Origin of the sequence: Nannocystis exedens (genome assembly GCF_002343915.1) — a bacterium.
Lineage (GTDB): Bacteria > Myxococcota_A > Polyangia > Nannocystales > Nannocystaceae > Nannocystis > Nannocystis exedens.
In genome coordinates, this window is the sequence record NZ_NETK01000001.1 from 2114419 (window position 1) to 2132853 (window position 18435).

Sequence of the window (18435 nt, forward strand, 5' to 3'; positions counted from 1 at the left end):
GGGCCGAAACGGCCGCCGACGCCGCCGACGCCGGCCTCTCGCCCTCGCCGACGAAACCGCGAATTGAGGCGAACAGGGCCGTCCTGGCGCCGATTTGCCCGAGCGGGCGCGAGACGGACGATGCGATTCACCACAGTTCTTCATTGCGAGCCTCGGGGGCCCGGCGAATATTCGGACGGTCGACGCCGGAGAGAGCCGGCGCCGCTCCGAGAGACGAGAGAAGAAAGGAAACTCCCCATGTTGCGCAAGATCCTGATGCTGTGCCCCGCCCTCGCGTTCGCCCTGCCGCTGGTCTCGGCCTCGCCGTCCATGGCCCGTCCCCTCGCTGTCCCGGCGCACCCGGCCGAGTGGTGTTGGGGCGACCAGTACGAGTGCGGCCTCGAGGAACAGGAGCTGCTGCTCGCCGTCTGCACGCAGACGCAGATCTTCGTCCAGACCGGGCAGGACGACCGCGCCTACGACTGTGACACGCTGTCCGGCCCGAGCTGCCTCGCCGGCTGCGACGCCGTCGCCGGCGACAACACCGAGACCTGCCGCAGCCAGTGCGACGGCGACGGTGCGATGTTCTGCGCGCCGGTCGAGAAGAGCCGCTGGGGCGGTTACGGCCCGTGGGAGGGCATCGGCCCGGGCTGGGACGATGACGACGACGACTTCGACCACGGCAATCACTTCGACGAGGAGGAGACCCTGTTCGTCGACACCCAGACCTGCCTCGATCTCGCCCTGGAAGAGGGGATCTGAGCGCGCGCGGACCTGACGGGTCCACCAGCGCCGGTATCGCCGCGCTCGCCGCGGCGATGCCGGCGCTCGCCGTGCTGCGGGCGCGCGACGACCTCGGCCGAGCAACCGCGGCCGAGCCAGGCGACGGGAATGTGCAGACCGCCGGACCCGTGCGAATCGCGAGAGAGCAGCCCGCCGGCCCCGGGCCGGCCAAATCACGCCCACGCGAGCCCGCCGGCCTCGCGGGCGGGTGATTCGCCAGTGCGAGCCCGTCTGCCACGGGGATGGCCAATCACCAGTGCTCGCGCCGACCCCGGCGCGGGCGATCCGCCAGCGCTCGCGCGAGCCCCGGCGCGGGCCATTCGCCACCGCTCGCGCGCGAGCCCCGGCGCGGGCCATTTGCCAGCGCTCGCGCGGGCCCCGGCGCAGGCGATTCGCCAGCGCTCGCGCCGACCCCGGCGCGGGCCATTCGCCAGTGCTCGCGCCGACCCCGGCGCAGGCGATTCGCCCGTGCACGCGCGGGCCACGGGACGGGCGATTCGCCAGTGCTCGCACCGACCCCAGCGCAGGCGATTCGCCCGTGCACGCGCGGGCCACGGGACGGGCGATTCACCAGTACGCGAGCCTCGGGGCGGGCCATTCGCCAGTGCTCGCGCGCCGACCACGGAGCCATTCGCCAGTACAAGCGGCCCGCCACGGGGCGGGCCATTCGCCAGCGCACGCGCGTGCCGACCTCGCTCCCATCGCTCGGCGACGCGCAGCACGCCGCGGCCGCCCGGGCGGTCGAGGCGCACACCGCGTGGGCGATCGCCGAGCTGGCCGCGCGCCGGGGCGCCAGCGATCTCGCTGCCGCACGGACCACCGTCGCCATCGTGACGATCACGGGGGCACTGTTCGACGTCCGCGACGCCACCCGTCGCCCGGGGCGCGGCTCGGCGCCGAGCTGTGGCGAGCCCACGTCGCGGGCAAACAGCAGCGTGCCGGTGCAGGACGGGCGGGATCGCCGAGGTGGGCACCGGCCGATCGGCGGGTCGTGATCGGCGGGCCGCTCGCCGTCGAGGCGATCGATCCGGCGCGCGGCAAGGCCGAGCTCTGGGCGCGGACCTCGCGACCGGCGCTGGACGCAGAACCTGGCGGCGACGCCCACCGGGCTTTCCGCGACCGTGCCGCCGTCGTGCTCGTCCGCGCCGCGGGCACGGTCGCGTGCCTCGACGCCGCCACCGGCGAACTGACGGTCGCGCCCACGTCTTCACCGCGGCCAGCACCGGTTCGTCGCCGGCCGAGGGACGGCCGCCCGAGCTGTGTCCGTACGACCTCTGGGTCCGCCGGCGATCCAGCCGGGCGCGACGGCGGTCGACTCCGGGCGGCCGAGCTCGCTCCGCCCGGCGACCTCGGCCATCGCCGCGGCCCGTCCACGGCGAAGCGCGATCGTCGGCCTCTTCCTGCGGGCCATCGCGCCCGTCCTTTCGCGCCTCGCGGATGACGCCCGACCCGCGCCGGGCGACGGATATCCTCCCTCGCGCCGGTCCGGCGCGCCTGCGCCGGCGAGCAGGTGCAGCCGCAGCGAACCGTGCCATGAATCGGGCGAACGCATGCCGCAGCCGCCACGATTGACCCATCCGACCGCGCTCGATCCGAGCGACCCGCTCGCGCAGCTCAACGACGTCTTCCTCGAGGCCTACGAAGCGCGCCAGGAGGCCGTGCTGGCCCGGCTGGGCCCGGCCGTGGCTCAGGTCGGCGACAGCTTGTACTTGCGGATCGGCGGCCGGCGGGAGGTCGGGCCGGCCCGGACGCGGCTCTACCACCAGCTCAAGACGATCTGCCACGTCCCTCTGGCGATCCAGACCATCATCGGCGACGAGGGCGGCAGCCTCGACGAGGCCGCGCGCGGGCGGCTGGAGGAGCTCCTGCGGCGCAGCGAACCGGCGGTCGAGGCGATCGCCCGGGCCGACTTCGACGCGACCCAGCGCGCGCGCCAGCGGCGGCTGCTCGAAGCCTCGCGGGAGTTCATCGCCGAGGTGCTGGCGGCCAACGGGGTCACCGGGGACCGGCTCGTCGCGTTCCTGCGGGCGCAGATGGACGACATCCGCGCCAACATCGCCGACGCCGCGCGCGACCAGCTGCACACCACGCACGCCACGTTCTCGGCGTGGGTGGCGGAGATGAGCCCCGAGCAGTGGTCGCAGCTGCGCGTGGTGGTCGGCTCGGGTCACATGGACCGCACCGGCAACCTCGCGGCGCAGTACTTCACCCGGGCGCTGGGCGATCGCTGGGAGGGCCGGTTCGAGCGCGAGGACCACGAGAACCCCGAGCGGCGGGTCATGACCTCCGAGGACGCGACCGACGAGCAGAGCGCGTTCGCCTTGCTGGCGACCCTCGTGTTCGACAACCGCACCTCCAACGCCTTCTTCGGCGACGAGAGCCGGATGGGCCGCGACGTCCTGGCCGACCCCGCCGAGCGCGAGCTCCTCGAGATGTTCGGAGGCCAGCCCCAGGCCCCGACCTGAGCCGCCGCGCTGCCCGACGCCGCCGCGCGCGAGCGGGCGAGGTTCGGCGAGCGGCCCGAGGCCGCGCCCGCCCGTCACTCGGCGACGATCTCGAAGTCGATCGGCCCCAGGCTGCCCGCGTTCGTGACCTCGCTCGAGCAGGCCGTCAAGCCGACGATCATGTCCATCTCGGCGCGCAGCTCGATGCAGTCGCCGGCCGCGCTCGCCGGCGGCGCGATCGTCATCTTGCCGGTCGCCGGGTCGAAGCGGACGTCCATGAAGATGTTGAAGGTCGAGCCGATGCTGTCGGCCTCGACCCCGAACGCCGACAGCGGCCCGCGCAGGTTCTCGTAGCAGCTCGGGTGCGTGCCGTCGTCGCCGCGCAGCCTGCGGTACATCTCCGGGCTGCAGGGCGTGAGCACCAGGTCGTGCCGGCCGACGTCGTCGCGCCCGATCGTCCACATCGGCCGCTCGCGGTTGCTGTAGAGCACGTCGCCGGTCGACAGGTAGAGCTTGTCGGCGTAATCGATGCTGCGGCCGGAGCTGAGGTGCTCGCGCAGCTCGTCGCGGGCCAGGCTGTAGAGGTCGCACACCTGCCGGCCCTCGGGGTCGATGATCCGCAGCAGCTGACCGCGCGCGATCGTGAAGGCCACCCCGGACTGCCTGGCGATCCGGTAGCGGACGCCGGGGCGCGGCTCGACGACCTTCGTCGCGGTCGCGACGGCGTGGTACGGACAGCCCGACGTCGCGGGGGTCGGCGCGTCGTGCAGGTCCATCTCGCCGCGCGGGTGGAAAGGGGCGTGCCAGTCCGGTTCGACCTGTCGCCCGCTGTACTGCCGGGCCTCGCTGTCGCCGCCGAAGTCGTCGAGCGCCGGGTTGATGTCGCCCTGCAGCGCGCGGTCCTTGTCGCGCACCACCGCCTGCATCCGCTCGTACTTGCCGGTCTCGCGCAGGCGCTCGAACTGCGCGTGCGGGTTGAAGACCAGCGCCGGCCACGGGAACCGGCGACTCAGGCGAGCGCTGCCGGGGTGGAGGCCGACGATGAAGTACGCCGTGCCGGCGTAGCTGAACGAGAAGTGAGGATCGTCGGGATCGCTGCTGACCGACGGGTCCCACGGCGCCGCGTCGGCCTCGTGCAGCGCCTGCAGTTGGGCCCACAGCGCGCGCTCGAAGGCCTGCTCGTCGAGGTCCTGAGGCCCGGTGAAGATCGCCACGAAGGTGGCGAAGGGGCCCTCGATCTCGTCGAGGCCGCCGGTGAACGCCGCCAGGTCGCGCGCCAGCGCGGCGGTCGCCGCCGGGCTGCCGAGCGCGTCGTAGACCCCGAGGCGATAGCTGTTGTTGTGCACCGCGCTGCGGGCCCCGACGCACGGGTAGTGCGGGTCGAGCACGAAGGCGCGGAAGGCCCCGTGCATCGCCGTCGCCGTGAGGTCGGCCTGGGCGTCGCCGTCGGCGTCGACCCGCAGGAGCCGCTCGGGATGGGCCGGATCGGGGCGGTAGAAGCGGCTCGGCCGCTCCGCCTCGTCCGGTGGGCCCGGCGTGAGCGACTCGGCCGCGACAACTGTCCGTTCGTCGCCCGGGTGGAAGTCAGACATGATCGTCCTCGTCGCGGGCAGGGCCGCGTGGCCAGAGCGCCGGGCCGGTCGCGAACGCGGCGGACGCAGCCATGGCCGCGCCGCCGCTCCGCCGCAGCTCGGGGCGAGTGCCGCGATCGCGCCGGTCCTCCGCCGCGCTCGCAGCGTCGCGCGTCGGTCCCATGGGGAGCCGACATACGCCCTCCTCGCGCCTTGCCACCCGGTCGGATCGCCGCGCGAGGACGGGTCGAAGCGCCCCGGTGCCGGCGCTAGTTGTTGGGCTTGCCGTCGTTGGCCTTGAGCTGCTCCTCGCGCTCCTCGAGGCGGTCCTCGCGGTTCTCGAGGCGCTCCTGCTTGTTCGCGCTGGTGTCGGGGTCGGCCTGCTTCTCGTCGATGCGATCCTGGCGGCGATCGATGCGCTCCTCCTGGCGCTCCATCGCGTCCTCGGTCCGCTCCTTGCGGTCGAGCTTGGTCTGGGCGCAGCCGGCCGCCGAGGCGATGGTGAAGGCCAGGGTCATGAGGACGGGTGTCTTGAACTGCATGGTGTGATCCTTTGTCGAGCGCGATGGCGCTGGTGTCGTCGTGACTGGCGCCCGCGTGAAGCCGCGCGACGCCGAATGGTGACAGCGGAGAGGCGCGTCGCGCCTCATCGCGCGCCGCACCGGAACAGCGCGCCCCCCGGTCGGGACGGGGAGCGCAGCCCCGGCGAGAGGCACCGGGAACGTTGCGCCTACAGGTCGATCGTCGTCCGTGAAATCATCCCGTGAGCTGCTCCCATTGCCCTTTGACCGCGGGGCTGTCTCCCGGGCAAGATTGTATGTGCAGTTGCGTGCGTCGCCGTTCCGCCTATCCGCCACCGACGCCGAGGAGCCGGCCGTCCGGGCGGCTGGGGTGATGTTCGCTTTGCGCTGGCAGAAGCGACGCGGTCTTGGGCGCACGCCGCGCCGCCACGAGGAGGCGGCTCACGGCTCGCCGGAGCCCCGTGGGGCGAGGGGCGCCGTGCAGCCGAGGTGGCGGCGGCGGTCGAGCCCGGTGCGTCTCGTGATTCGGGCCGACGGCCGCCGACGCGGAGGACGATCGACCGAGGGCGAGAGCCGGCGCCGCTCGGCGACCTGTCACGCGTCGTGACAGGGGAGCGACAGCGACTCGAAGAGCATCGAGCCTCTGTCGTCGGACCCGTGCGCCCGCGACCCGGGGTTCTGCTCAATGCGTCGCCTGTCGCCGCCAGGCCTGCGGCGAGTGGCCGGTCCAGCGCTTGAAGGCCCGGTGGAACGCGCTCGGCTCGGAGAACCCCAACAAGTAGGCGACCTCGGAGATCGACAGCCGGCGGTCGGCGAGGTAGCCGCGGGCGAGCTCGCAGCGCAGCTCGGCGAGCTGCTGCTGGAAGCTCGTGCCCTCGCTCTGCAGGCGGCGGTTCAGCGTGCGCACCCCGATCGCCAGGCGACGGGCGATCTGGTCGCAGGTCGGGGTGCCGCCGCGCAGCTCCTCGCTCAGCGCCTGCCGCACTTGCTGGGTCGTGTCGCTGACCGGCGGCAGGCGAGCGAGCACGACCGCGGCGGCCCGCTCGAGCACGAGCCGCAGGCGCGCGTCGGCGCGCGGCTGCGGCTGCGCGAGCACGGCCCGCGGGAACCGGACCACCGTCTCGTCGGCGTCGAAGCGCAGCGGGCACGCGAACACCCGCCGGTACTCGGCGAGGTGGCCGGGCGCGGGGTAGCAGAAGCTGATTTCGCTGGCGACGAAGGCGTCGCCGACGGTCCCGCGGAAGCGGGTGAAGATGCAGGCGAGCGTGAACTCCACGGTGTACGGCGCGACGAGGCCGAAGCTCGGCGGCAGCTCGAGGGAGAGGCGGCCCTCGACCTCGTCGACCTCGAAGCGGAGGCGGAAGTCGCCGCGGACGATCCGGAAGTAGCGGGCCATCGCCGCGATGCCCTCGCCCAGGGTCGCCGACTCGTTGGCGATGTAATCGACGACGTCGAAGTGACCGAACGGGATGACCTCGGCGGCGTGCAGCGCCAGCGCAGGGTCGCGGCTGCGCTGCAACGATTCGCGCCACAGCGCGGCCCGCAGCGCCGGCGCCAGGCTGTAGTCGGCGTCGTCGGCGGCCCGGCGATCGATGCCCAGATCGGCGAGCAGCGCGTCGACGTCGACCCCGGCCAGGGCCGCGCCGATCAGCGGCGGGCACACTGCCGTATTGAGCGGCACGTCGAACGCGAGCGGCGGTTGCGACGTGACCGCGGGTTTGTCGGACTCGGTCAAGTCTTTGACGGGGTCGGTCATCGCCGAGGGTGCCGCGCCGAACTACGGTAACAGCATGCCCACGACCGATCCAGCCGCGGCCCGCGTCGCCGCCGGCCGTCCCTCGCTCGTCCTCGCGCTCGCGCTCGTCGCCGCCGGCTGCGGCGTCGCCGATGCCAGCCCGTCGCATCAGGCGCCCGCGACCGCGCCGAACCCGTTCATCGGCGCCACCGCCCCGAGCGCGCCGCAACAGCTCGCCGGGCGCGTCGAGGAGCGGCTGGTCGCCGGCTCCTACGTCTATCTGGCGGTGCGCGACCGCGACGGCGCGCTGCGCTGGGCCGTGGTCCTCGGCGACGCGCCTCCGCTCGGCGCCGACGTGGCGCTCACCAGCACGGCCCGGCGCACCGACTTCCACTCACCGCGGCTCGGGCGCGACTTCGCCGAGCTGCACTTCGCGGTCCTCCGTTGATCTCAGGAGCCATCCTACCATGTCGATTCGCACGATCGCCCGAACCATCACCCTCAGCCTCGCCCTCGCGGCCTGCAGCGAACCGGGGGCCGACACCGACCCCGGCAGCGAGAGCTCCGGCAGCACCACCCGCGACGATTCGACCGGCACCGGCGAAGCGGCGTGCGTCGAGGACGACCTCGCGCCCACCGTGTTCGCCGGGCCCGGCTACGACGCCGACAAGGGCGGGCTGCTCGAGCCGCTGCAGGACAAGTACGTGGCGAGCACCACCGTGCTCGTGCTCCGGCCCGAGAAGGCGCAGGAGTTCTCCGCCACGGTGGAAGCGATGATCCCGGTGCTGGTAGCCAACCCCGGCCTGGTCGGCTACGCCACCGCGACCTCGATGAAGTGCGGCACGGCCCGCACCATGGCGGTGTGGCGCGACCAGACCGCGATGATGAACTTCGTCACCTCCGACGAGCACGTGGCCGGCATGCAGCGCACGCAGGAGTTCAGCACCACCGGCACGGTCACCTCGTGGGAGGTGACGCGCGCCGAGCTGCCGCTGACCTGGGACACGGCGACCGCCAGGGCCACCGCGGCGACGCCGTCCTATTGACCAGCGCGCGCCGATCGCCGGTCGCCCCTCCGACCGGGCGCGGCGCTCGCCCGTGCCGAGCCGGACGCGCCGTCGGCCCGACATGACCGCGAGGACATGTCCCTTCGTGCTGCTACTTCGCCGGGACCACCGTGACGACCGAGCACGCATGGGCTCCATCGTCGTGAACCTCTCGCTAAACATGCGGCGTCGTCGACGGGGGGGACGACGCCCGCTGGCAGACTCGCGTCGAGCAGGTCGGGTCTTCGTCCCCGGGGCCGCGAAGGTCGACCGGCTCGCCGGAGGTAGTGGCCGGGCGAGCCGACGCCGCCGCTCGCGAGCCCGTCGACCGGAGCCAGGCTCGCGCCCGAATGTCCCGCGCGCATCCACGCGCACCCTCGCAGCGCCGCTCCATTTCGCCCAAAAAAGTCGCAATCCCGGTGAAGTTTTGCCGGTCTTGTTGTTTTGAGAAGGCGGCGGTACCGTCGTCCCATGAAGCCCTGCACCCGCTGCGAGCGCCATGTTCGTGTCTCCGAGGTCGTGTGTCCGTTCTGCGGCGCGACGCAGCACGAGGTGAGCGCGACGGTGCGGACCTGGGCGGTCGGGCTGGCGATGCTGGGCGCGGCGTGCGGGCCGGCCAAGGAAGACTCGGCCTCGGGCAGCGGGAGCGAAGCGACCAGCGAGGCGACGACCAGCACGGAGCCGACGACGACGACGGCGCCGACGAGCAGCGGGAGCGACAGCGAGGCGGGCACGGGCACGAGCACGAGCACGAGCACGAGCACGGACACGGGCGGGACGGCGAGCAGCACCGAATGCGCGAGCTGCAGCGATTCGACCGAGGGCGGGGCGTTCATCTACGCGGCGCCCGACATGGGCGGCGGGGGGATCAAGGAGTGCGACCCGTGGGTGCAGGACTGCCCGATCGGCCAGAAGTGCGTGCCGTTCTCGGGCGACGGCGACACTTCGCCGGAATCGCTGCACTGCGCGCCGGTGGCGGAGTCGCCGGAGCAGGCCGGCGATCCGTGCGTGGTGCAGGGATCGGGGACGGATCAGACCGACAATTGCGACGTCGGGCTGTTCTGCTGGCTCGACAGCTGCGTCCCGCTCTGCACCGGCACGCCGGACGCGCCGGCGTGTGCCGATCCGGCGAACGGTTGCACCATCGCCAACGACGGCGTGTTGACCCTCTGCCTGCCGAAGTGCGACCCGCTCACGCAGAACTGCGAGGCCGACGAGGTGTGCCTGAACACCGGCGAGACGCAGGAGTTCGTGTGCGTACCCGACGCCAGCGGCGACGGCGGGCAGGAATTCGACCCGTGCACCTTCCAGAACAGCTGCGACCCGGGGCTGATCTGCCTCGATCCCGCGCTGGCGACCGAGTGCGAGGCCCAGGCGTCCGGCTGCTGCCTGAAGTTCTGCGACCTGACGATGCCGACCTGCACGGGCGCCGGCGCAGAGTGCATGCCGTGGTTCGAGGGGGGCATGGCGCCGGCGGAGCTCGAGGACGTCGGGGTGTGCAAGCTGCCGGAATGAGTTGTCCTTCGGGACAGCTCGCCCGGGCCACCGGGCCGCGCCGTGGAGCTGCACGCGTCGTGACGGATCGCGCCAAGCCGCGCGGCCCGCGTCAGGCCGCCACGACCGCGCCGAGGCGCGCCGGTAGCCGCACGCGCACCGTCGACCCGGCGCCGAATTCGCTGTCGACGAAGATCTCGCCGCCCATCATGCGACAGAGGCGGCGGCTGATCGCCAGGCCCAGGCCGGTGCCGCCGTAGCGGCGCGTGACGTCGGCGTCGACCTGCGAGAAGCCGGCGAACAGGCGCTGCATCTGCGCGGGGGTCATGCCGATCCCGGTGTCGCGGATCGTGAACTCGATGCAATCGACGCCGAGCGGCGCGTCGTCGCCGGCCGTGTCGAAGTCGCGGGCGCGCCCCGGGCGACGCTCGACCACCAGCTCGATGCTCCCGCGCGTCGTGAACTTGCAGGCGTTGCCGAGCAGGTTGAGCAGCACCTGGCGCAGCCGCGTCGCGTCGGACACCATCTCGCCCACGCCGCTGCAGCGGCAGCGGTAGCGGTTCTCGTTGCGGCCCACGAGCGGGCGGATCGCCTCGCCGATCTCGACGATCAGCGCCTCGAGGTCGAAGGCCCGCAGGGAGAGGTCGAGCTTGCCCGCCTCGATCTTGCTGAGGTCGAGGATGTCGCTGACGAGGGTGAGGAGGTGGTTGCCGGCGGTGTGGATCCGGCGGACGTCGTCGGCGAGCCCGTGGGCGTCGAGCGCGACCAATTCCTCGTGGAGCATCTCGCTGTAGCCGAGGATGGCGTTGAGCGGAGTGCGGAATTCGTGGCTCACGCTGGCGAGGAACATGCTCTTGGCGTGGCTGGCCGCGGTCGCCTGGTTGCGCGCGTGCTGCAGCTCGGCGTTGAGCTCGCGCAGCGCCTTGACCGAGCGGTTGCGCTCGACGGCGTAGCGGATCGACCGCTCGAGCTGACGCGGGCCGAACTCGCCCTTGACCAGGTAGTCGACGGCGCCGGCCTTCATCGCCTCGACGTCGAGCGAGCGATCCGACTGCCCGGTCAAAAGGACGATGGGGACCGTGCAGCCGCGCCCGACCACCTCGCGCAGCAGCTCGAGCCCGGTCTTCTCGCCGAGGCGATAGTCGAGCAGGCAAAGGTCGGGGCCGCCCGACAGCAGCGCCTCGACGCCGTCCTCGTAGCAATCGGCCCACCGCAGGACGTAGGTCCCCTCCCCCAGCTCCTCGAGCATCTCACGGGTCAGCAGGTAGTCGTCCCGATCATCTTCGACGAGCAGCACCGAGACCGATGTGTCCACGCATGAACCTCCGTCGCCCCCGTCACGAGGGCCGATGCTCGCCTTCGGCCGCGCGCCGTTCGGGGACCCACACGCGCAGCACCGTCCGGCGCACGCCCTCCGTCTCGACGAACAGCTCGCCGCCGAGCCATCGACACATTCGCCGACTGGCCGCGATCCCCGACTCGGTCCACCCGCCCCGCGGCGCCACCCCGGGGTCGGCCTGCGGGATGCTGGCGAACAGCAGCTCGAGCTGCGCCGGCGTCATCCACAGGCCGCTCGGACGGATCGCAAACTCGACGCCGCTCGCCCCCTCGAGCGGCCGGCGCACGACCGACAGCTGAATGCGGCCGCGCCGCGCGAACTTGCAGGTGTTGGCGAGCAGCGTGAGCAGGACCCGCCGCAGGTGCGCCGGGTCCGTCTCGATCGCGCCGAGGTCGCCTTCGCAGGCGACCTCGAGCGTGTTGTCGTTGTGCCCGACCAGCGGGCGGCTCGCCGCCACCACCTCCTCGACGAACGGCGCCAGCGCCAAAACCCGCGGCTGGACCGCCGGCGCCTCGCTCGCGCTCGTGCTCAGGTCGAGGACGTCCGTCAACAGCCGCTCGAGCGTGCGGCAGGCCTCGCGGACCTCGCGCGCGTAGCCCTCGGCGACCGCGTCGCGGCCGGCGAGGCGCGCCTCGATGGCGTCGTTGCAGGCGACGATGGTCCCGAGCGACTCGCGGTAGGCGTGGCTCACCGCCGTGAGCAAATCGTTCTTGGCCTGGTTGGCGCGGACGGCCTGGTCGCGGGTCAGCTCGAGCTCGCGGTTCAGCACGCGCAGGGCCGCGAGCGACCGCGACCACTCGAGCGCGTAGCGGATCGACCGCTCGAGCAGGTCGGCCCGGATCCGGCTCTTCACCAAATAGTCGGCGGCGCCCAGCCGCGTGGCCTCGAGGTCGAGCCGGCGCTCGTCCTGCGCGGTGAGGAAGATGATCGGCACCTCGACGCCGGCGCTCGCGCTCTGCGCCAGCAGCTCCATCCCCGTCCGCTCGCCCAGCGCATAGTCGAGGAGACAGACGTCGAACGACCCCTCGACGAGGCGCGAGAGCCCCTCCTCGAAGGTCTGCACCCACGTGAGGGCGCATTCTGGGTCGTCGATCTCCGAGAGCAGCGCCTGCGTCATGATGAAGTCGTCCTCGTCGTCCTCGACGAGCAGCACCGAAATTCGTCGCCTCATAATCGCCGCCCTCGCCGTCAGACTACCCTCCCTCCGCCGACCGCGGGGCGCGAACAGGACGGACAGCCGGGTAGCGCCGCCCCCACCGGTCGGCTGTCCGGCTGCGGCGGGGCGGCCGCTACGGCGGAGGAACCTCGACGATCTGGAACCAGTACGCGCCGAGCACCTTCATGATGTCGACGAGCGAGTCGAACGTCACCGGCTTGATGATGAACGAGTTCACGCCGAGGTCGTACGTGCGGTAGATGTCCTCTTCGGCCTTCGACGTGGTCAGCACGACCACCGGGATCCGGCGCAGCTCCGGGTCGCTCTTGATCACCTTGAGCGCCTCGCGGCCGTCCATGCGGGGCATGTTGAGGTCGAGCAGGATCATGTCGGGCCGCGGCTGGTCGCCGCCGGCGTACTTGCCCCGCCCCTGCAGGTACTCGAGCAGGTCCTCGCCGTCGTCGACGAAGCGGATGTCGTTGACGAGGCGGCTCTCGCGGAGCGCCTCCTCGGCGAGCATGCGGTCCTCGGGGTCGTCGTCGGCGATGAGGATGGTGATCGGTCGACGCGTTCTCACGTCCGCTGGCTCCTTTCGGGCTGCCGGACGGGCAGCACGATCGTGAAGGTGGTCCCCTCTCCCGGCACGCTCGCGACCTTGATGTAGCCGCGGTGCTGCTCGACGATCTTGCGGCACACCGCCAGGCCGACGCCGGTGCCCTCGTACTTGCCGCGGCCGTGCAGGCGCTCGAAGATGCTGAAGATCCGGTCGTGGTGGCGCGGCTCGATGCCGATGCCGTTGTCGCTGACGTGGAGCTTCACCATCTCGGGGTCGTCGGGGCCGCGCTCGGCCGGCGGCACCGGCTCGGAGGTCACCTCGACCACCGGCTTCACGTCGGGCCGCGTGAACTTCAGCGCGTTGCCGATCATGTTCTGCAGCAGCTGCCGCATGTGCACCGGGTCGGCCTCGATCACCGGCAGCTCGCCGATCTTGACCTCGGCCTCGTTCTCCTCGATGCGCACCTCGAGGTCGGACAGCACGCTCTTGGCGATCTTGCCGAGGTTGACCTTCGCGTAGGCCTGCTCCTTGGCCGAGATCCGCGAGAACATCAGCAGGTCGTTGATGAGGTCCTGCATCCGCTTGGCGGCGTTGCGGATCCGCTCGAGGTAGTCGCGGCCGGTCTCGGCCAGCTCCGCCTCGAACTTGTCGCGCAGGCGGTCGCTGAACGCCTGGATCTTGCGCAGCGGCTCCTGCAGGTCGTGCGACGCGACCGACGCGAACCGCTCGAGCTCGCGGTTGCTGCGCTCGAGCTGCTGCATGTAGTCGCGCAGCTGCTGCTCCGCGTAGCGCTTGGCCTCCTCGGCCTGCCGCTCCTGGGTGACGTTGCGGGTGATCAGCACGACGCCGATCGAGCGGTCGCCGTCCATGATCGGGCCGAGGCGGCTGGCGTAGTTCTCCTTGCGGCCGTCGGGGTACATCGCCACCGTCTCGTACGCGATGAGCTTGCCGGTCTCGCGCACCTCGTCGTAGCGGGCCCGCATCGGCCCCTGCTCCTCCGGCGCGGCGAACGCCAGCATCGGCGTGCCGATCGTCTCGGCGACGGTGAGGCCCGCGGGGACCCGGTTCACGCCGTTGAGCACGCCGTGCTCGTCGGTGGTGAAGACGATGTCGTGCATCGTCTCGAACACCGCCGCCAGCCGGCGCCGGGCGTCGTCCCGCTGCTGGCGCAGCTCGTCGAGGTCGGTCAGCTCGCGGACGGCGACCACCAGCTGCCCGAGCGACGGATCGAGCGCAGCGTCGCGGCCGCACCGCAGCACCACCGCGCGATAGCTGGCCCCGGCGCAGCGCAGGCGGCAAGCCAGCTCGACCACGCTCCCGTCCTCGCCGGCTGCCCTCGTCATCCCGGCCGAGACCCGCTCCCGCTCCTCGGGATGGACCTGATCGGACAGGGATACACCGACCAGCTTGGCGCTCGTGCTCTCCAGCAATTGCGCCGCCGGTTGATTGAGCGCGGCGATCCGACCCTCGCTATCGACGCAAATGAGGGGCTCGTGGGCGAGGGCAAACAGCGCGGGATAGTGAGGCAACCAATCCTCCCTGACGTGCTGTCCTCTATACCAGCGTTTCGAGGGACCGAGAAGCGCCGAACCCACGCATTCGAGTGCGGTGAGTCGCAGCGCCCGACGGCGCGGTAGCGAACCGGTCATTGCCGGTCCCGCGGCCGGGGCCGCCTCGGCGAGATCAGCGGTCCGAGCGGCGTAGGCGCGCGTAGATCGGGCGATCGGGGTGCACCGTCGCGGTCGGTCGGATGCCGACGTCCTGGCCCGGCAACAGCTCGATTCGGAATCGCGACAGGATCAGGGCCAGCGCGGTGCTCAGCTCGTAAAGCGCGTAGCGCTTGCCGATGCACGCGCGCGGCCCCGCACTGAATGGGATGTGTGCATACCGGTGACGAGCCCGCACCCGCTCGGGCGCAAATCGTTCGGGACGAAAGGCCGTCGGCTCGTCCCAAAACGCCGGGTGATGGTGGCAGAAATAGGCCGAGAACATGATGAAGCTGCCCGCGGGGATCCGCCGCGCCAGCAGGACGTCGTCCTCGCGCGCGACCCGAGTCTGCGCCCAGATCGGCGGACGCAGCCGCATGACCTCGTCGAAGACCATTCGCGTGTAGGTGAGACGATCGAGGTCCTCGATGGTGGGCGCTCCGGTGAGCCCGAGCCCCGCGACCTCCTCGCGCACCTTCGCGTACACGTCCGGATGCCGGCCGAGGAACCACAACGTCCAGGTGAGGATCAGCGCCGTCGTCTCGTGGCCGGCGACGTACTGCGTGACGATCTCGTCGCGCAGCTGCCGGTCGCTCATGCCGTCGCCGGTGCCGTCGTCGCGCGCCTCCATCAACAGCCGCAGCAACGTCGGCTGCGCCTCGGGCCCGGCCTTCCGCGCGTGGCCGATGATGTCGTAGACGATGCCGTCGAGGGTCCGCAGCGCCCGGCGGAAGCGCAGGTTCGCCGGGGTCGGGACCGCCAGCGGCAGCGCCATCGCGCCGCGGTTCATCCGCTGACCGGCGATCTCGAGGCTGTCGGTGACCGCCCGCGACGAGGCCGCCTCGCGATCGCTCAGGTCCATGCCGAACAGGGTAAACCCGACGATCCGCTGCGTGAGGTGCATGATCTCCGCGTGCAGATCGAGCACCGCGTCGTCCCGCCGACGCGCCTCCCACTCGCCGAGCATGTCCTCGACGCAGCGAGCCATCACCGGCACCATCCGCCGCAAGTTGTCCATGTGAAAGGCCGGCTGGGTCAGCTTGCGCTGGCGGACCCAGAAGTCGCCGGTGCTGGTGACGAGGCCGTTGCCGAGGAGCGGACGGATCGGGTCGTAGCCCTTGCCCTTGTAGTAATTGTCGACCCTCGTGTGGAGGATCCGCTCGATCGCGTCCGGGTGAGCGGTGAAGATGATCCGGCTGCGACCGCCGGTGGGGATCTGAAAGAAATCGCCGTACTCTCGCCAGCAGCGCTCGACGTACTCGAAGATCCCCTCGCGGAGGATCGCAGGCAGCGCGCCGACCAGCGGATAGCCGGCAGGACCGGGCAACCGGAGCAGCTGCTCCGATCGAGGATGTAGGATCGTATTCATGTCACCTCCCTGGGTCGGTCTCGAAGCGGAGCGGCCCTGTGGCGTACCAACGATGAATGCAACGGACGAGCCGGGACAGGGTGGCCGCGAACGGATCGCGGGCCCCGAGGCGGTCGAGATCGTGCTGCAGCAGCCGCTCGTAGCCCTGGCGCTGCGCCTCGACGAAGTCGCGCGCCTGCGCGGGCGAGAGGTCACGCTCGAGCAGGAGGACCGCGTTCGACACCCGGCCCGCGTGCCCCTCGCGGCGCTCCTTCTCGGCGCTCTTGAGGTCGTTGAGCAGCCGCTGCGACAGGTAGAGGTAGCGCTCGACGTTGACGATCCGCGGGTCGCCGTGGCGCCGCGGCCGGTCGAGCCGCCGCACCAGATAGGCGGCGGTGAGGATGCTCGGCAAGGTGGTGCTGTGCGCGCCGGTCTCGATGCACTCGACCAGCGAGCGCGCCTCGGCGTCGCGCGACATCCGCTCCTCGGCGTACATGGCCCGGAACACCTTGGCCGAGCCGACGCGGAACCACCGGTGCTCGTCGGGGTGGCCCGCGAGCGGCGCGAGCAGGTCGCACAGGCGCTGGAAGAACCGCACCTCCGGCGTGTCGCCGAGGACCGCCGGCGGCTCGTCCTCGCCGTAAGCGATCAGCGTGTCCCAGTCGACCGGCGTCTGCGCCTCGCGCAGGAACTTGTCGCTGCGATCGTCGAACCAGAACCAGAAGGCGCTGACCAGGGCGATGGCGAACACCTCCTCGCGGCCGTCGACGTCGGGGTCGACGCAGGCCTCGGCGACGTAGAGCCCGTCGGCCGCGTGGTGCACGGCGAAGTCCTCGAATTCCGCGGCCCAGGCCATGATGCGGCGCAGCAGGACCTGGTCGACGGCGGCGGCGATCCGGCTCATCCTAGGCCGCTCCTTCCGGGACCGCGGCGATGCACGGCTGCCAGGGCCAGTTGCGGCGCAGCGCCGCCCTGATCCCGCCGACCGCGAAGGCCTGCGTGTGCGTGGTGAAGTGGCTGAGCAGCGGCCGCGGACCGAACATGTCCGGATGGCCAGGCCAGGTCCCGTCGGCGCGCTGCGTCTCGGTCAGGTATTGCAGGGCCCGATCGACGCGCGCGGGGTGGCGATCGACGATCGCCTGCAACGCCAGGCCGGTCGCGCTGGCCGTGCTCGCGCCGCCGGCCTCCGGCGACCAGCCGCCGTCCTCGTTCTGCCGGGCCGCCAGCGCGTCGACGCCCGCGCGCGCCAGCGGGTGGTCCGGCCCGAGCGCGCGCCCGATCTCCGCCACCGCGTACGGCTCGCCGCGGTACCAGCTCGCCGCCCACACCCCGCGCCGCTCGACCTCCGCCGCGAGCCACCGCCGCGCCGCCTCCACCGCGATCCGGTGGCGCCCGCGGTAGGCGTCGAGCGCCGACAGCACGTGCGCGACGACGTCCTCCACGGGCGGGTCGTCGCGGAATTGCCAGGTCCGCCACAGCCCGTTGTCCATCTGCACCCGCGCGAGGTAGGCGAGCGCCCGGTCCTTGGTGCGCTCGCCCTGCAGCGTGCCGCGCAGCGCCAGCATCACCGCGCCGGTGGTGTCATTGTCGGATTCGACGCCCGAGCGGAAGGGCCAGCCGCCGTCGACGTTCTGCGTCGCCTGCAGGAAGTCGAGCGCCGGCTGCATCGCGGTCGCCACGAACGCGGGCAGCCCGGAGAACGCGCGGACGATCAAGGACGTGTCCCAGACGTCGCTGGTACAAAAGCGCCAGCTGCCGTCGGCCTGTTGATGCTCGACGAGCTGCGACCGCAGCACGAACCACGGGTCCGACGTCGGCGCCGCGATGCACAGGGCGATGTACGCCAGGGCCGTGCTGATCGGGTTGAAGAAGAACCCGGAGCGGGGCGCCTGCACATGCACCAAATCGAAGCCCGCCGCCTCGACCGCGGTCTGCCGACCGGCCCGCGCCTGCAGCAGGATGTGCAGCGCGATCAGCTCGACCTTGCTCCACTGCTTGTGCTTGGCCTGCGTGCAGCGCTCGTACTCCCGCGCGACCAGGTCCCGCAGTTCGTCCTCGGACCGGCGGGCCCGCACCTCGAGCCCGGCGTGCAGCGCCAGGGTGTGCAGCAGCATCGTCCGGCTGGCCAGCACCGGCGCGTCGAGCTCGGGCGCGGTCAAGTCGACCACCCCGCCGCCTCCGCAGACGATCCGCCGCAGCGTGTCCTCCAAGAGAAAGGACACCGGGTGATGCCCCTGCGGCGCCGCCGATTCGACCCACGCCCGCGCCCGCGCCACCGCCCGCCGATCGAGCCCCCCCGGCGTGTGAGCCAGGGCGTACCCCGCCAGCGCGGTCTCGAAGATCCGCCCGTCCGGGGCCACCTCCCACGACCCGTCGGGCCGCTGCAGCGAGACGCAATGCTCGACCGCCAGGCCCACGCACGCGGCGACCCGCTCACTCAGAGGATGCGACGCCCGCGATGATGATTGTAAAGCCTCGCGAGTCGCTTCGCCCGAAGGAGATTCGTGCCGAATGGCGCTGCCACGAGGACTCCGCGCGTTGATTGTCACGTGATGGTCCTATCGCATGGGTGGTTTGGAACTGTCAAGTGTGTGATCCAATTCGCCGTAGTCGTCCAGCGAGTCCAATGTTTGTCAGTCGGCGAGTCCAAACGCTATGCTTCACTCCAGCGCCGCGGAGCGGCGAGCCGCGAAGGGCCCGTCCACCGTCGCCACACTTTTAATAGTGATCGAAATGTCGGCACGGATCACGCTCCGC

The 18435-nt window shown here is 71.8% G+C and carries 16 protein-coding genes; 6 read left to right on the top strand and 10 right to left on the bottom strand.

From position 1 onward, the window contains the following. Positions 1–237: 237 nt before the first annotated feature. The 3 genes from NAEX_RS08240 (at position 238) to NAEX_RS08250 (ending at position 3227) form a co-directional block, all read left to right on the top strand. Positions 238–741: a hypothetical protein gene (locus NAEX_RS08240; RefSeq protein WP_096326967.1), complete on the top strand. Its 504-nt coding sequence runs from the start codon at positions 238–240 to the stop codon at positions 739–741. 524 nt (positions 742–1265) lie between these two features. Then, positions 1266–1757 (top strand): hypothetical protein, encoded by a 492-nt coding sequence (locus NAEX_RS47500; protein WP_143140885.1) that lies wholly within the window; start codon positions 1266–1268, stop codon positions 1755–1757. A gap of 555 nt (positions 1758–2312) precedes the next feature. Then, entirely contained in the window at positions 2313–3227 is a 915-nt protein-coding gene (locus NAEX_RS08250; RefSeq protein ID WP_096326969.1) for a hypothetical protein, read from the top strand. Positions 3228–3301: 74 nt separating this feature from the next. Here the strand turns inward: NAEX_RS08250 and gntA are convergent, their stop codons facing one another. The 3 genes from gntA to NAEX_RS08270 all read right to left on the bottom strand — a co-directional run bounded on the left by gntA (position 3302) and on the right by NAEX_RS08270 (position 7054). Next, positions 3302–4798, bottom strand: a complete 1497-nt coding sequence (gntA, locus tag NAEX_RS52000; protein WP_211302374.1) for a guanitoxin biosynthesis heme-dependent pre-guanitoxin N-hydroxylase GntA — start codon at positions 4796–4798, stop codon at positions 3302–3304. Positions 4799–5046: 248 nt separating this feature from the next. Next, positions 5047–5319 carry a hypothetical protein gene (locus tag NAEX_RS08265; protein WP_096326970.1) on the bottom strand — a complete coding sequence of 91 codons (273 nt, stop codon included), beginning with the start codon at positions 5317–5319 and terminating at the stop codon, positions 5047–5049. Between the two features lie 661 nt (positions 5320–5980). Further along, the gene (locus NAEX_RS08270) at positions 5981–7054 is read right to left on the bottom strand and encodes an AraC family transcriptional regulator (protein ID WP_096326971.1); all 1074 of its coding nucleotides are present in this window, start codon (positions 7052–7054) and stop codon (positions 5981–5983) included. 34 nt (positions 7055–7088) lie between these two features. Between NAEX_RS08270 and NAEX_RS08275 the strand changes: the two genes are divergently transcribed. The 3 genes from NAEX_RS08275 to NAEX_RS08285 all read left to right on the top strand — a co-directional run bounded on the left by NAEX_RS08275 (position 7089) and on the right by NAEX_RS08285 (position 9594). Next, entirely contained in the window at positions 7089–7481 is a 393-nt protein-coding gene (locus NAEX_RS08275; protein ID WP_096326972.1) for a hypothetical protein, read from the top strand. 19 nt (positions 7482–7500) lie between these two features. Then, positions 7501–8079, top strand: a complete 579-nt coding sequence (locus NAEX_RS08280; RefSeq protein WP_096326973.1) for an antibiotic biosynthesis monooxygenase family protein — start codon at positions 7501–7503, stop codon at positions 8077–8079. A gap of 471 nt (positions 8080–8550) precedes the next feature. Continuing rightward, positions 8551–9594, top strand: coding sequence for a hypothetical protein (locus NAEX_RS08285; protein WP_100793208.1), 1044 nt, complete (start codon positions 8551–8553; stop codon positions 9592–9594). A gap of 91 nt (positions 9595–9685) precedes the next feature. Here the strand turns inward: NAEX_RS08285 and NAEX_RS08290 are convergent, their stop codons facing one another. The 7 genes from NAEX_RS08290 to NAEX_RS08320 all read right to left on the bottom strand — a co-directional run bounded on the left by NAEX_RS08290 (position 9686) and on the right by NAEX_RS08320 (position 18095). Next, entirely contained in the window at positions 9686–10888 is a 1203-nt protein-coding gene (locus NAEX_RS08290; protein ID WP_096326975.1) for an ATP-binding response regulator, read from the bottom strand. 22 nt (positions 10889–10910) lie between these two features. Next, on the bottom strand, positions 10911–12083 hold the full coding sequence (locus tag NAEX_RS08295; protein WP_096326976.1) for a hybrid sensor histidine kinase/response regulator: 1173 nt from the start codon (positions 12081–12083) through the stop codon (positions 10911–10913). A gap of 118 nt (positions 12084–12201) precedes the next feature. Further along, positions 12202–12645: a response regulator gene (locus tag NAEX_RS08300; protein ID WP_096326977.1), complete on the bottom strand. Its 444-nt coding sequence runs from the start codon at positions 12643–12645 to the stop codon at positions 12202–12204. Next, positions 12642–14153 (bottom strand): ATP-binding protein, encoded by a 1512-nt coding sequence (locus NAEX_RS08305; RefSeq protein WP_170135560.1) that lies wholly within the window; start codon positions 14151–14153, stop codon positions 12642–12644. Before NAEX_RS08305 ends, NAEX_RS08300 begins: the two co-directional genes overlap by 4 nt. A gap of 154 nt (positions 14154–14307) precedes the next feature. Further along, entirely contained in the window at positions 14308–15699 is a 1392-nt protein-coding gene (locus NAEX_RS08310; RefSeq protein WP_096326979.1) for a cytochrome P450, read from the bottom strand. Position 15700: 1 nt separating this feature from the next. Then, positions 15701–16582: a terpene synthase family protein gene (locus NAEX_RS08315; protein ID WP_096326980.1), complete on the bottom strand. Its 882-nt coding sequence runs from the start codon at positions 16580–16582 to the stop codon at positions 15701–15703. 1 nt (position 16583) lies between these two features. After that, complete coding sequence (locus tag NAEX_RS08320; protein WP_096326981.1) at positions 16584–18095, bottom strand: prenyltransferase/squalene oxidase repeat-containing protein; 1512 nt, start codon at positions 18093–18095, stop codon at positions 16584–16586. Positions 18096–18435: the final 340 nt, after the last annotated feature.